The 12,863-nt window shown below is 39.9% G+C and carries 13 protein-coding genes and 1 pseudogene; 9 read left to right on the top strand and 5 right to left on the bottom strand.

Translation table 11 applies throughout. The features are described 5' to 3' along the window. Nucleotides 1–56 precede the first annotated feature (56 nt). Both F890_RS05420 and F890_RS05415 read right to left on the bottom strand, forming a co-directional pair. A complete protein-coding gene (locus tag F890_RS05420) occupies nucleotides 57–1,244 on the bottom strand; it encodes an ammonium transporter (RefSeq protein WP_005247869.1) in 1,188 nt (395 codons plus the stop codon). 448 nt (nucleotides 1,245–1,692) lie between these two features. After that, complete coding sequence (locus F890_RS05415) at nucleotides 1,693–2,673, bottom strand: MBL fold metallo-hydrolase (protein WP_005265952.1); 981 nt, start codon at nucleotides 2,671–2,673, stop codon at nucleotides 1,693–1,695. A 268-nt stretch (nucleotides 2,674–2,941) separates the two neighbouring features. Here F890_RS05415 and F890_RS18535 point away from each other — a divergent pair, with 268 nt between their 5' ends. After that, on the top strand, nucleotides 2,942–3,058 hold the full coding sequence (locus F890_RS18535) for a hypothetical protein (RefSeq protein ID WP_086044934.1): 117 nt from the start codon (nucleotides 2,942–2,944) through the stop codon (nucleotides 3,056–3,058). A 54-nt stretch (nucleotides 3,059–3,112) separates the two neighbouring features. Here F890_RS18535 and F890_RS05410 read toward each other — a convergent pair whose 3' ends face one another. Next, a complete protein-coding gene (locus tag F890_RS05410; protein WP_004280734.1) occupies nucleotides 3,113–3,469 on the bottom strand; it encodes a hypothetical protein in 357 nt (118 codons plus the stop codon). Between the two features lie 142 nt (nucleotides 3,470–3,611). Then, nucleotides 3,612–5,672: a methionine--tRNA ligase gene (metG, locus tag F890_RS05405; RefSeq protein WP_004732025.1), complete on the bottom strand. Its 2,061-nt coding sequence runs from the start codon at nucleotides 5,670–5,672 to the stop codon at nucleotides 3,612–3,614. 310 nt (nucleotides 5,673–5,982) lie between these two features. On the opposite strand from metG, the gene F890_RS05400 reads away from it, so the two are divergent. The 6 genes and pseudogenes from F890_RS05400 to F890_RS05370 form a co-directional block, all read left to right on the top strand. Next, complete coding sequence (locus F890_RS05400) at nucleotides 5,983–6,780, top strand: putative sodium/potassium/calcium exchanger (RefSeq protein WP_004732024.1); 798 nt, start codon at nucleotides 5,983–5,985, stop codon at nucleotides 6,778–6,780. A 146-nt stretch (nucleotides 6,781–6,926) separates the two neighbouring features. Further along, nucleotides 6,927–7,749 (top strand): IS5 family transposase gene (locus F890_RS18050; RefSeq protein WP_085064288.1). Its coding sequence is split into 2 segments (ribosomal slippage): nucleotides 6,927–7,307 and nucleotides 7,309–7,749, totalling 822 coding nucleotides; the frame shifts between segments, so codons are not numbered across the junction. Nucleotides 7,750–7,942: 193 nt separating this feature from the next. Beyond that, nucleotides 7,943–9,202, top strand: coding sequence for an iron-sulfur cluster carrier protein ApbC (gene apbC, locus F890_RS05385; protein ID WP_005265950.1), 1,260 nt, complete (start codon nucleotides 7,943–7,945; stop codon nucleotides 9,200–9,202). 257 nt (nucleotides 9,203–9,459) lie between these two features. Continuing rightward, nucleotides 9,460–10,053, top strand: coding sequence for a LysE family translocator (locus tag F890_RS05380; RefSeq protein WP_004732019.1), 594 nt, complete (start codon nucleotides 9,460–9,462; stop codon nucleotides 10,051–10,053). A 123-nt stretch (nucleotides 10,054–10,176) separates the two neighbouring features. Then, nucleotides 10,177–10,746: a dCTP deaminase gene (gene dcd, locus F890_RS05375; RefSeq protein WP_004280726.1), complete on the top strand. Its 570-nt coding sequence runs from the start codon at nucleotides 10,177–10,179 to the stop codon at nucleotides 10,744–10,746. 234 nt (nucleotides 10,747–10,980) lie between these two features. After that, nucleotides 10,981–11,310 (top strand): annotated as a pseudogene (locus F890_RS05370) (hypothetical protein); the annotation flags it as partial. Nucleotides 11,311–11,319: 9 nt separating this feature from the next. On the opposite strand, the gene F890_RS05365 reads toward F890_RS05370, so the two are convergent. Further along, nucleotides 11,320–12,201 carry an IS982-like element ISAba9 family transposase gene (locus F890_RS05365; protein WP_004282326.1) on the bottom strand — a complete coding sequence of 294 codons (882 nt, stop codon included), beginning with the start codon at nucleotides 12,199–12,201 and terminating at the stop codon, nucleotides 11,320–11,322. A 270-nt stretch (nucleotides 12,202–12,471) separates the two neighbouring features. Here F890_RS05365 and F890_RS18735 point away from each other — a divergent pair, with 270 nt between their 5' ends. Further along, nucleotides 12,472–12,621: a hypothetical protein gene (locus tag F890_RS18735; RefSeq protein ID WP_005265948.1), complete on the top strand. Its 150-nt coding sequence runs from the start codon at nucleotides 12,472–12,474 to the stop codon at nucleotides 12,619–12,621. 27 nt (nucleotides 12,622–12,648) lie between these two features. After that, a partial coding sequence (locus tag F890_RS18045; RefSeq protein ID WP_171066857.1) for a transposase occupies nucleotides 12,649–12,863 on the top strand: 215 nt, incomplete at its 3' end.

Raw genomic sequence — 12,863 nt, 5'->3', positions numbered from 1 at the left:
ATGCTCTACTGATAAATAAAAAAGGCCCCTAGTCGTAGAGGCTTTTTTTATATCTATTAAAAAGTATTTTCTTCCGAATTAGCAGAAATACGATGAATCGACAAGTCTGCACCATTGAACTCTTCTTCCTCAGTCAGGCGAATACCCATCAAAACCTTAAGCAGGCCATACACCAAAAAACCACCCGCCAAAGCAATGACAATCGCCAGCACTGTACCTATGAGTTGTGAAATTAAAGACACTCCTCCCATTCCTCCAAGCCATTGCTGACCGAAGATACCCACAGCTAATCCGCCAAAAGCACCACAAACGCCATGCAAAGGCCAAACCCCCAATACATCATCCACTTTGAGTTTATTTTGGGTATAGGTAAAGAGTTTCACAAAAATAATGCCGGCGCTGATCCCGATAAAAAAAGCACCCAACGGATGAACGACGTCTGATCCTGCACAAATCGCCACCAGACCTGCTAAGGGACCATTATGCAGGAAGCCGGGGTCATCTTTCCCCGCAACTTTGGCTGCTATTGTTCCACCGACCATGGCCATCAAAGAGTTAATAGCGACCAGTCCAGAAATGGCATCCAGCCGCTGCGCGCTCATGACATTGAAGCCGAACCATCCCACAATCAGAATCCATGAACCCAAAGCCAAAAAAGGAATTGATGAAGGAGGATGCGCGGTGATCCGGCCATCATTTTTGTAACGGCCATGACGCGCACCAAGTAGGATTATTGCGGCAAGTGCCATCCAGCCGCCCATTGCATGAACGACAACTGAGCCGGCAAAATCATGAAAACTTGCACCAAATGCATGGGTTAGCCAATCCTGAAAACCAAGGTTGCCATTCCAGATCATACCCTCAAAAAACGGATAGATCAGCGCAACCAGAAATAATGTCGCTAAAGCCTGTGAACGCATTTTGGCACGCTCTGCAATCCCTCCAGAGATAATCGCTGGAATTGCTGCAGCAAAGGTCAACAGGAAAAAACAGCGCATCAGATTGTAGCCATGATCGGCAGACAAGGTTGCAGCATCATGGAAAAAGTGCTGACCGTAGGCAATATAGTAGCCCACTAAAAAATAGGCGATGGCGGAGATGGCAAAGTCGGTTAGAATTTTACTTAGGGCATTGACCTGGTTTTTATGTCGAACTGTTCCAAGCTCTAAAAAAGCAAATCCAGCATGCATGGCAAGCACTAGAACTGCACCGAGAAGAAGAAATAATAAGTCTATATTTTGCATGGTGCGTTCCAATTTAGTGCGCGGGATCACAAAAGAAAATCAGTATATAGAGGCAAATTGATTGTAGAAGAGGGCTAAGCAAGGGAAATTTTGATGAAGAATTTCTTGAAATTGATAAGACTCGATATAAAGCACGTTACTATTTTTTTGCACCAAACTAAGACATGGCGAGAGTTCATAAAATTCAGATTTATATTATATTTTTAGGTGTTTATATTTATCGTAAGAAAAACGGTGCTAAAAAAGCATGCTGAAGGTGCACGTAAAAAGTAAAAGATTTTTAAGAAAAAATTTAAAAATAAACGAAACTATTGCTTTTAAATTTCAAAGCGTCATTCAAGTTTTAAATTTACCAAGTCATAGGGAATCTGGCTGAAGGATATTTAAAATAAATGAAACCCTAAAAAATTAGGGTTTCATGCTTAGATAAAATTATTGAAGTATTCAATTAATCTTTAAAATGTACCGGAATCCATTGATAGCTTTTATTGTCTTTAGAATAAATATGTCCAATCCCCGGAAATGGCAAATGTGGTGCTGCTACCGTCTGACCATTTTTCGCATATTCAGCAAAATATTTTAAGCGGGTTTCGATCGCCTTTTTCGGATCGACATCAAAGTCAACGCCGGTCTGTGGGCGATCAAACTGCAGCGTATGTGAGTGCACAATATCTCCAATAAACACCATCTGCTGACCTTTAGATTTTAAGCTAAAACCAAAATGCCCCGGTGTATGTCCAGCCGAACTGATAACATCGAAAGCATGGATTTTATCGCCAGTTTTAAAGGTTTTAAGCTGATTCTTGGCCTGATAGGGTGCAATGGCTTTCTTGATTTTATCGACTGTGCCCAAAAAACCTGCCTGCTTGGCTTTTGGTAATTTGTCTGCTGTTTTAGGATTCATCCAGAAATCCAGTTCAGTTTGAGACACATAAATATTGGCATTGGGAAAATTGGCCACGCCATTATTGCTGATGCCGCATACATGGTCAGGATGCAAATGCGTGAGCAGGATGGCATTGACCTGTTCAGGTTTATGCCCTGAAGCCTGTAAATTGGAATACACTGAACCTAGGTGTGGACCATTACAGCTTGAAGTTCCGCTATCGACCAGAACCAGTTCTTTGGCTGTATTGACCAGAAAGGCATTCACGGATGTCTGGATGCCTTTGGCCTGATCGACGTAGTATTTTTTCAAGATCTGATCGGCTTGGGCTGCTGGAATATCTTTAAATAAGGCTTTGGACAGATAATTGCTACCATCCAGCAGGGCAGTAATCTGGTAATCTCCGAAGTTATGCTGATAATACCCCGGAACCTGTTTTTGTTGTTGGGTGCTAGAAACGGTTTGTGCATGTGTTTGAGAGATACCCGTCATTGAACCTAAAGCAAGCAGTGACATGACGAGAGAAGAGGTGAAGTATTTCATGGCTATTCTTATGTAATTAAAGTCAATTCTATGTATTAGCACGGATGCCAGCAAAAAAGAATATGAATATATTTACCATTTTTTTAAATAGCAATGCCGATTTGGCATCTGTACTAAAAATTAAGTCTGAATCTGTATATTGATTTTTTGAAAGTAAAGAATTTATTTTTGATGAAAATATTATTATAAATAAAATGCTTAGATACATTTCACTTTTTATGAAAAGCTCGTTAACATGGGGTATTACGAACAAGCTTTGGGTGTCGCGATGAGTTTTTGGAAAAGAAAAAACAATGCCAGCTTTGTATTTTTCATTATTACCTTATATTCACTACTGGGCTTTGGACTGGGCTATGTGATTTGGGAATTTGTGTTGCAAGGCTAAGTGACCCAGCAATAAAAAAGCCTCTAGAGATAGAGGCTTTTTTATATTTAAAACTTATTTAGCACATTCAGGCTGAGAACGGTCAATCACTTGAGTGCCTTCTACACGATAGCCAATCTGACCAATAATAAATGCTTGATTAAGCTGAGTAATTACCACATCAGAAAGTGCAACAGCACAACGGTCTTTTTCAATTGCGCGATCTACTGCTGTTTTGAAGTTAGGAATACCAAGTGGGAATAAAATCACAGGAACTTTATCTTCGCCTTTAACGCGTTCACCTTTCACAAACTGGTTTGAGTTTAGGTTGTAGTTTTTAGTAGATGCAACTGTCATGTCAGCCATACGTACTGAACAACCTGTAAATGCAATTGTAGACATCGCTAGAACTGAAACTAATAATTTTTTCATGCTTACCCCGAATAATTATAAAAGAATAAAAAAGCGCATTGATTTTATATTGAAAATATTAAAAATCAAGAAATTAAATTTAACTGATGATATAAAAAAGCCCCTACATACGTAGAGGCTTTCTTTGCTTAAAATGGAAATCTTAAGACACTTTATCACCCGGTTTAGCACCAGATTCAGGTGAAATCACCCAAACACCATCGCCATTACCCGCAGCTAAAACCATACCGTTTGAAATACCAAAACGCATCTTGCGTGGCGCAAGGTTAGCCACCATTACCACCAGTTTGCCTTTTAAGTCTTCAGGTTGGTAGAACTCACGAATACCACTGAACACATTACGTGGCTCAGCTTCACCAACGTTTAAAGTGAGTTGAAGCAGTTTTTCAGAACCTTCAACCGTAGCCGCTTCCAAAACTTCAGCAACACGCAGGTCAACTTTCATAAAATCATCAATATTAATGATTTCAGCTTCACCGACTTTAGGTTCAGCTTTCTTTTCAATCTTCTTCTCTTTTTTCTTCTCAGCTTTTGCTGGTTCAGCAGCAGGAGCAGCTAAAGAATCTTTAGATGCATCCACCATTGCCGCAACAGCTTTTGGATCTACACGTTGCATCAACGGCTGGAACAATGCAATTTCATGACCCACTAGAATTGTTTCGCGAGAAGCAAAATCGAAGCTTTCAAGTTGCAAGAAATCTTGAACCTGTTGAGCCAGTGTCGGCAATACAGGTGCTAAATACACTGCCAATTGACGGAACAGGTTAATACCCACAGAACATACGTCATGAACTTGTTGTTCCTGACCTTCCTGTTTCGCAAGTGCCCAAGGCTTTTTCTCATCGATGTACTGGTTGGCTTTGTCCGCAAGTGCCATGATTTCACGGATCGCTGCCGAGAACTCACGGTCTTCATATGCTTTTGCAATAGAATCACCCGCATCAATAAAGCTTTGCACCAGTTCAGGCTCTGCACATGTTGCACTTAACTTGTTATCAAATTTAGTGTTGATGAATTTTGCACAGCGGCTGGCAATGTTGACGACTTTACCAACCAGGTCGGAGTTCACTTTTTGTACAAAGTCATCCAGGTTCAAGTCCGAATCTTCAACTTTGTCTGAAAGTTTCGACGCGAAGTAATAACGTAGATATTCAGGGTTTAAATGCTCTAAATAGGTTTCCGCTTTAATAAAGGTACCACGAGATTTAGACATCTTCTGACCGTTGACTGTCAGGAAGCCATTTACGAATAAGCCTGATGGCGTACGGTAATTTGCACCTTCCAGCATTGCGGGCCAGAACAGGGCATGGAAATACACGATGTCTTTACCAATGAAGTGATAGACCTCATTTTCAGAATCTTTTTTCCAGTAGTCATCAAAATTCAATTCAGGACGTTTGGTTTTGATGTAGTTTTCAAAGCTCGACATATAACCAATCGGCGCATCCACCCAAACATAGAAATATTTGTTTGGCGCATCTGGAATTTCAAAACCGAAGTATGGCGCATCACGTGAGATGTCCCAGTCGTTCAAGCCATTTTCAAACCATTCGTCCAGCTTGTTGGCAATCGATACCGGCAAGCGACCTTCATCACGAGTCCATTTTTGCAGGTATTCACCAAAATTTGGCAATTTAAAGAAGTAATGATCAGATGATTTTTCGACTGGAGTTGCGCCACTTAAAGTGGAATGCGGATTCAACAACTCTGTCGCATTATAAGTTGCACCGCAGACTTCACATGAGTCGCCGTACTGATCTTCCGCCTTACATTTAGGACAGGTGCCTTTAATGAAACGGTCTGACAGGAACATGCCTTTTTCAGGATCAAAAAGCTGGGTCACCGGACGAACTGCAATATTGCCAGCATCACGGTTTTTCACATAGATTTCTGACGCACGGGCACGGTTGGTATCGCTATGCGTAGAATCATAATGATCGAAATGTACGCCAAAACCGTCAAAGTCACGAATGTGTTCTTTTTGCACATTGGCAATTTGCGCTTCAGGTGAAATGCCATTCGCTTCGGCACGCAGCATGATCGCGGTTCCGTGAGCATCATCCGCACAGACGTAAGTCACATCATGACCCATCGCACGCATGGCACGTACCCAAATATCTGCTTGGATATAGCCAAGTAAGTGACCCATATGAATCGGGCCATTGGCGTAAGGAAGGGCATTGGTGACTAAAATTTTACGCACGGATTCACTCTCTCATTCGTATTCATTATGCAATGGGCCATAATTTTACATGATGCCGAGGGGATTACAAAGAAATGCTTTACGGAAACCCTGCGAATAGATGGACTTGGAAAACCGAATACAAAACCTGCATCGTCCTTAGCATATAGCTTTTCAATACGGATTTGACTCAGCTCATGCTACATTCTGCAAATAATAGCAACAACATGTACAGGCTTTGTTGCAGTTTGCTTACTTCGCCCGATTCGCGTGATGCTTTGTGCTAAAAAATGGCTGATTGTTTATATGATATGCCTAAGGAGGGTACCTCATGACTCAGCAGAACCAAAATAATACGTCGAAGCAAAATCAAGATAAAGAACAACATGCACGCGAATTGAATGATCAACTTGCAAAAGAGCAAAAGCAAAATGAGATAGATAAACAGCATAATCAGGAACATAAGAATGGGCAAAGTGCCCAGACCCATGCTGATCAGAAATCTGATACTCAGCACAACGGCAAAGATACAAATGCTGAGCAATCAGCACAAAAAGACAATTCTCAAGAGAATCAGTCAGATAAAAAAACTGAAAGCTTTAAGATGGATGACTTAAAAGCCAAAGCGATTGCGATCGGTGAGGAACTATTGCAAAAAGGTGAAAAGCTTCTGAATGAGCTAAAACATGGCAAATCTGACCACCAGCAAAATACTGAGCAAGGTTCAGATGATGCGAAAAAGGCCAAAGCAGATCATGCCTCTCAAGATAAATCATCTAACAAGTCAGATAAACAGCATGCTAAAGATGGTCAGACCGATCAGCAGGCAGGTATGGCAAATTTAAAAGATGAAGCCATGCATAAGTTTGAAGATACCAGACAGAAAATCACAGACTTAGTCAGTGAAGCATCGGTTAAGTTCGCTGAGCTGAAACAGATGGCAACTGATACGATGAGTAAAATGAAAGATAACCAAGCGAAGGAAAGTAATTCTGATCAGCAGCAAGATGCCAAAGATACAGATTCAAAGAGCAATTCTCAGTCCAAAAAGGATGAATCGAAACAAGATCAGGATAAAAATAAAAAGGATCAACAGGACAAATCTGAAAACAATAAAAATCATAAATAGTCTGTGATCGTAGAGCCACTTTAATCACAGAGGGTTAAAGTGGCTTAACACGCTCGAGATAAATAAAAAAAATTTATTACATCAAAATAGTCCCATCTCTCTTTTAGACCTCTTGCGAAAGTAAAAACTGCCTCAATATAGATTTCATGAAATATCAGAAATTAAATCGTTTTTCAGATTCTGAATTCCAGCGCTTGGTTGGTGTACCTCGAGCAGTTTTTAGTGAAATGGTCGAAGTTTTAAAAGAAGCAGAATCACTTAAAAAGAAATTAGGGCGTCCTCATACTTTAGCTATAGAGGATCAATTATTATTAACACTCAATTACTTACGGAGCTACAACACCCAATTGGAATTGGCGGCAAATTACCATATCGCTGAAAGTAATGTGAATCGAACTATTAAAAAGGTTGAAGATGCATTAATGAAATCAAGACGTTTTACCCTGCCAAAACGAAGCATTACCACAGCAGACGAACAATTTAACTGGGTAATTATTGATGCGACAGAATGTTTAATAGAACGCCCGAAAAAAAAATCAGAGTAAGTTCTACAGTGGTAAAAAGAAGAAACATACGTTAAAAGCCCAAGTGATCTATCATCCGAAGAGCAAACAAATCATAGGAGTAGATATATCGTCTGGCAGTCAGCATGATATTAAATTGGCAAGAAAAACAGTTAAGAAATTCAAACATTGTGACTATGTTATGACCGATTTAGGGTACTATGGGTTAGAGCAAGATGGCTTTAAATTATTGATGCCAATAAAGAAAAAGAAGAATTTACCCTTATTTGATGCTGAGAAAAATTACAATAAAATGATTGGAAAAATACGAGTTGTAATCGAACATATTAACAGTCAATTGAAAAGATTTAGAATACTAAGTGAACGCTATCGAAATAGACGGAAAAGATTCGGTTTACGCATTAACTTAATCGCTGCACTGGTAAACCGGATGAACTTGCAATAACGACTTTCGCAAGAGATCTTTTCTTTCATTATTTCTATTCACCAAGATTTCATAAAATATTTCAAAAAACCAAGTAAAATAGTTGGGAATTTAAGATATCTCTTTCATCTTCTCCAATACAGTGCTTAACCTTCGCCTAAAACCCCGTTAAACTAGGCCATTCAGATGTCGATCTACATTTTTGGAGTAACCTATGTCCTGGCTTTCTTCGCTTAAATCGGTTTTTTCGCCTTCCAAGGAGGTGAACGAAGAAGCTGTGCAGAACGTACTGCAAAACTATATCTTGCCAAATTCTAGCAATGCCTTGAAAGATCGTATTACTCAGGTCAATGTACAGGGTGAAATTCTGCAAATCACTTTGAATACCTATCCAGAAGAAAAAGCGCAGCTGCAACAGATTCATGATGAACTGGCGGAAGCTTTGCAAAAATATGGTATTCAAGAGCTGAATATGCATGTGATTCAGCAGAAAACTGGACATAAGAAAGAAGGTGGTTGCGGGCATAACCATGCTGAAGGTGAAAACTGTTCAAGCGGGCCTAAAGCGGAAGCAAAACCCAATCTTCCGCCTGTGGTTGATGCGTCGGCACAGCCTGCAAAAGCTGAAGAAGCTGATCCAAATAATCCACCTATTCAAAAAGCTGCGCCGCAACAGCGTGATGTTCCAAAACACCCAAGGATTCAAAATGTGATTCTGGTGTCATCCGGCAAAGGTGGCGTAGGTAAATCGACCACGACTGTAAATCTGGCTTTGGCTCTACAGAAATTAGGCCTGCGCGTAGGCGTACTGGATGCCGACATTTACGGTCCAAGTATCCCGACCATGCTCGGCAATGCCGGCAAAACGCCAATGATCGAAGCAGAGCAGTTTGTCCCTATCGAAGCTTATGGAATGGCAGTATTATCAATTGGCCATTTAACTGGAGACCACAATACTCCAGTCGCCTGGCGTGGTCCAAAAGCCACGGGTGCATTAATGCAGTTATTCAATCAGACTCTATGGCCAGACCTCGATGTGCTGATGATTGATATGCCACCTGGCACAGGTGATATCCAGTTAACTCTCGCGCAGCGTATTCCGGTAACGGGCGCAGTAATTGTGACAACGCCACAAAACGTGGCCTTGCTGGATGCGACCAAAGGCATTGAATTGTTTAACCGCGTGCAGATTCCGATCATGGGCGTGATTGAAAACATGTCGACCCATATCTGCTCAAATTGTGGTTTTGAGGAACAGATTTTTGGTACAGGCGGTGGCGATAAACTGTCTGAGCAATATCAAGTCCCATTATTGGGTCGTTTACCTTTGGATGCTAAAATTCGTGAAAATGCCGATGCTGGAACGCCGTCAGTGATCGCGGGAGATGCTGCTGCAGAAAGCTATATGCTGATTGCAGAGAAAATTGCAGCGCAGTTACCTAAAGCAGAGAAAGACCATAGTCGAATTTTTTAATTCTATAGATAATTCAGATATTTAAGCCTTGGCTAAAAGCTAGGGCTTCTTATTTCTTATTTTTAAAATTAGCTCGATTTAAATGATCGAAATTGACTGAAATGACTATCGGGTGTTTATCCTGAAAGCTTATATAAATATTTGAATTAATTAAAATAAATAAATTTAAATTTTAGATCATATGTTCTCTTACAATTATTTTTTTGCAGCACTGACCGAATTCTTCTATGCTACTCGGATTAGAGCGAGGTCAAACTATGATTTCATGGTTTTTTATTGGTTTAGTGGCAACCATTCTTTTAACACCAGGCCCAACCAATACCTTATTGGCATCTTCAGGCATTCAGGTCGGATTTAAAAAAACATTTCGTTTAATTCCTGCGGAAGCCTTTGGTTATCTGATTGCCATTAGCTTATGGGGCATTCTGATCGGAAAAATTTCCGTTCATCTTCCGCTTTTACCGACCATTCTCAAACTTTTTAGTGCTGGCTATATTCTATTTCTCGCTGTGAAATTATGGCGGACTGCAGAAATAAGCGAAAATCTTGAAAATGTCTCGATTCGCGCACGAGAATTATTTTTGGCAACCTTGCTTAATCCTAAAGCACTTTTATTTGCCTCAGCGATCTTTCCTGTCATTGTCTGGAAAAGCGGCCAACATTATGTGACTCATATGCTGGTTTTCTTGCTTCTGTTGATCCCGATTGCATTCTTCTGGACTTTTCTGGGTTCAATCCTGGCCAGAAAAAACAGCCGCTGGCTGAACCAGAAAAACTTGCAAAAAACGGCTTCGCTGGTGCTAATGAGCTTTTCCATTCCTTTAAGCTATTCTGCACTTTTAAGTTTATAAGCTGATCTCAATCAGCAATTTTTTGGTAACTTGAGCTCTAAGACTTTCACTTATTTTCATTAGTGTCAATTTCAGTTAAAGTACGTCGCAATAACTTGTTTTTAAGATTTTTGGATTATATCAATGGCAATTAAGTCTGATCGTTGGATTCGCGAAATGAGCGAAAAACACGGCATGATTGAACCGTATGCAGAAAACCAGGTACGTTTGGATGAAAATGGTCAAAAGCTGATTTCGTATGGCGTATCTAGCTACGGTTATGACGTGCGTTGTGCGCGTGAATTTAAAGTATTCACCAATGTGCATTCTGCAATTGTTGATCCGAAGAACTTTGATGAACGCAGCTTTATTGATATCGAGTCGGATGTTTGTATCATTCCGCCTAACTCGTTTGCTTTGGCGCGTACGATCGAATATTTCCGCATTCCACGTAATGTCTTGACCGTGTGCTTGGGCAAATCGACTTATGCGCGTTGTGGCATCATTGTTAACGTGACTCCGCTTGAGCCAGAGTGGGAAGGACACGTAACTTTAGAGTTTTCAAATACGACCAATCTTCCTGCGCGTATTTATGCAGGTGAAGGTGTAGCGCAAATGCTATTTTTTGAATCTGATGAAGTCTGTGAAACCTCGTATAAAGATCGTGGTGGTAAATATCAAGGTCAGACAGGCGTTACTTTGCCGAAGACCTAATTGTTTTAAAATATTGAATGACGGGACTTTATGTCCCGTTTATTTTTTTGAGATTTTCATTCATCGGAAACTGCTATTTTTCGCCTAATTGGCTTTGGCATCTGTATTAAAAATCAGCATAATGGATTCCGCATAACCATAAAAAATATGCAATGCATTATAAAAAATCAAAGATTGGCGGCTGGGAAGCTGAAGCATAAGGTGCGGAGCATCGAATAAAAAGGAAAGAGTGAGATGGCTCAGATAAAAGATATATTTAAATTTCGCAAAAGTTATTTGGCGATGACAATCGGTTTCAGCCTGTTGCCTTCTGCACATGCGATGCAGGAATTATCAGATTCTTCTCTTTCTGACACCACCGGTGAGGGTGTTGCGCTGGTACTTGATGATTTTAAAATGGTGTTTCAAGGTCCTAAAGATCTTTCTGCTAGTTCTAGTTATGCCAGAGGCATTGAAAACCCCGGACAAGCAGATACAGGCTTTATTCGTATTATCCCGACGGGTGAGAATTACAACCAACTTGGGCAGCGTGTATACGACAAAGTTTATAAATCTACATATGATACGCCAATCTCAACTTAAAATAAGATTTTCGAATTGAATTGGTGAATGACCAAGCTTTTTATTTAGCACCACACAAATTGTATGCGACAGAATTTTACGAGTTATGCGGTGGGTTAAATGCCATAGATCTTTTGCCCTCACTTTCTGAATGTGAAAGCGATCTGTTAATTGACCAATCACTGTTTCAATCTTTCTTCTGGCTTTCATCAGTATTTGCAGTGTCTCTTTAGGTCTGAAATCTATCATGTTTTTTCTAAAGGGTGTTTGTAAATCAATACCCTGATATTCATAATATCGTTTCAATTCTGGTCTTAAATAGCCCTTATCTGCTCCCAGTAAACCGTAAATATCATTCGTAATTTCAGGTGCAACATCTCGCTCATCACAATGAGCAGGTGCAAAGGTATAACCCGAAATCATGCCTGAAAGATTAATGACGATATGAGCTTTGAAACCATAATATTTTTCTTGTTTTGCAGCACAATAACTAAAACCTGCGTATTCTTTAAAGTTTTTATGCTTTCTAGCTCTGGTATAACTACAGACAGGGAGTGGGAAGCCATCAATAAAGTGAATGTTATCTGAACCATAACGCTGAATGAGCTGTGCCATAATGGATTGACTGACATGCCACAGGTTTGCACAATGTTTACAGAAATTGGGATAAGATCCTAATTTTGGAAACCATTCTAACCAATTGTTTTTGAAATACATCCAAATATTTTTGTCTGTATCTAAACCAAGAAATTCACCTACTATTTGCATAGTGATGATTTCTGCATCAGTAACAGCAGGCGGAAAACCACGAGTTCTCAGGGGCTGAGTAACAACAATGGGATAAAGTTCTTCTATGATTACATAGACAAAAATGATAAATTCTTCAATGGACATAACTTTGCTTTAATTTCTTGGTGGAAACTAAAATAGGGTTATGTCCTTTTTATTTCAATCACTTAAAAAGTTGAGATTGGGGTATATGATAATGCTTTTCATGTTGAAAGAACGCAGAATTATGCAACTGAGTATCAGCAAGCCTATGATACCTTAAAAACTGATTTTTATAATGATAACTATAATACGATTAAGAATACTTATGACACACAAGCTAACCGGGACGCATTTAAGCAAGAATTAGTTGATTATTATTATAATACAGACTTTATGAAAGCCTATTATGACCAACGTCGTGATGATTATTATAATGGTGCAGGTAATACCTCACCAGGTATTGATTATGATATCAAGCATGATGGCACAACAGAATATGAATTAACGCCACTGCGAGGCTTTGTTGCACAAACCTATCTGTAAAGGCTTTTTCAGCGATATAATTTTCAAATGAAGAAGCCTACACACAAAATCTACCGCACAACCAATTGGCCCGCATATAACCGAGCACTCATGAGTCGCGGAAATATTGCCATTTGGTTTGATCCTGCTACGCAATGGTATGCGCCATCAAAAGGCAAACAAGGGCGAAATCAAACCTACTCCGACGCAGCCATCCAATGCTGCTTAATGATTAAATCCTTATTCCGTCTGTCTTTACGTAT

The organism is Acinetobacter sp. CIP 64.7 (assembly GCF_000369745.1).
GTDB lineage: Bacteria > Pseudomonadota > Gammaproteobacteria > Pseudomonadales > Moraxellaceae > Acinetobacter > Acinetobacter fasciculus.
This window is presented reverse-complemented; position numbering and strand designations above follow the sequence as displayed.

Bases quoted from the DNA above. Each gene is read 5' to 3' on its own strand.
- F890_RS05420 (WP_005247869.1), bottom strand. From the start codon at position 1,244: ATGCAAAATATAGACTTATTATTTCTTCTTCTCGGTGCAGTTCTAGTG.
- F890_RS05415 (WP_005265952.1), bottom strand. From the start codon at position 2,673: ATGAAATACTTCACCTCTTCTCTCGTCATGTCACTGCTTGCTTTAGGT.
- F890_RS18535 (WP_086044934.1), top strand. From the start codon at position 2,942: ATGAGTTTTTGGAAAAGAAAAAACAATGCCAGCTTTGTATTTTTCATT.
- F890_RS05410 (WP_004280734.1), bottom strand. From the start codon at position 3,469: ATGAAAAAATTATTAGTTTCAGTTCTAGCGATGTCTACAATTGCATTT.
- F890_RS05400 (WP_004732024.1), top strand. From the start codon at position 5,983: ATGACTCAGCAGAACCAAAATAATACGTCGAAGCAAAATCAAGATAAA.
- apbC (WP_005265950.1), top strand. From the start codon at position 7,943: ATGTCCTGGCTTTCTTCGCTTAAATCGGTTTTTTCGCCTTCCAAGGAG.
- F890_RS05380 (WP_004732019.1), top strand. From the start codon at position 9,460: ATGATTTCATGGTTTTTTATTGGTTTAGTGGCAACCATTCTTTTAACA.
- dcd (WP_004280726.1), top strand. From the start codon at position 10,177: ATGGCAATTAAGTCTGATCGTTGGATTCGCGAAATGAGCGAAAAACAC.
- F890_RS05365 (WP_004282326.1), bottom strand. From the start codon at position 12,201: ATGTCCATTGAAGAATTTATCATTTTTGTCTATGTAATCATAGAAGAA.
- F890_RS18735 (WP_005265948.1), top strand. From the start codon at position 12,472: ATGAAAGCCTATTATGACCAACGTCGTGATGATTATTATAATGGTGCA.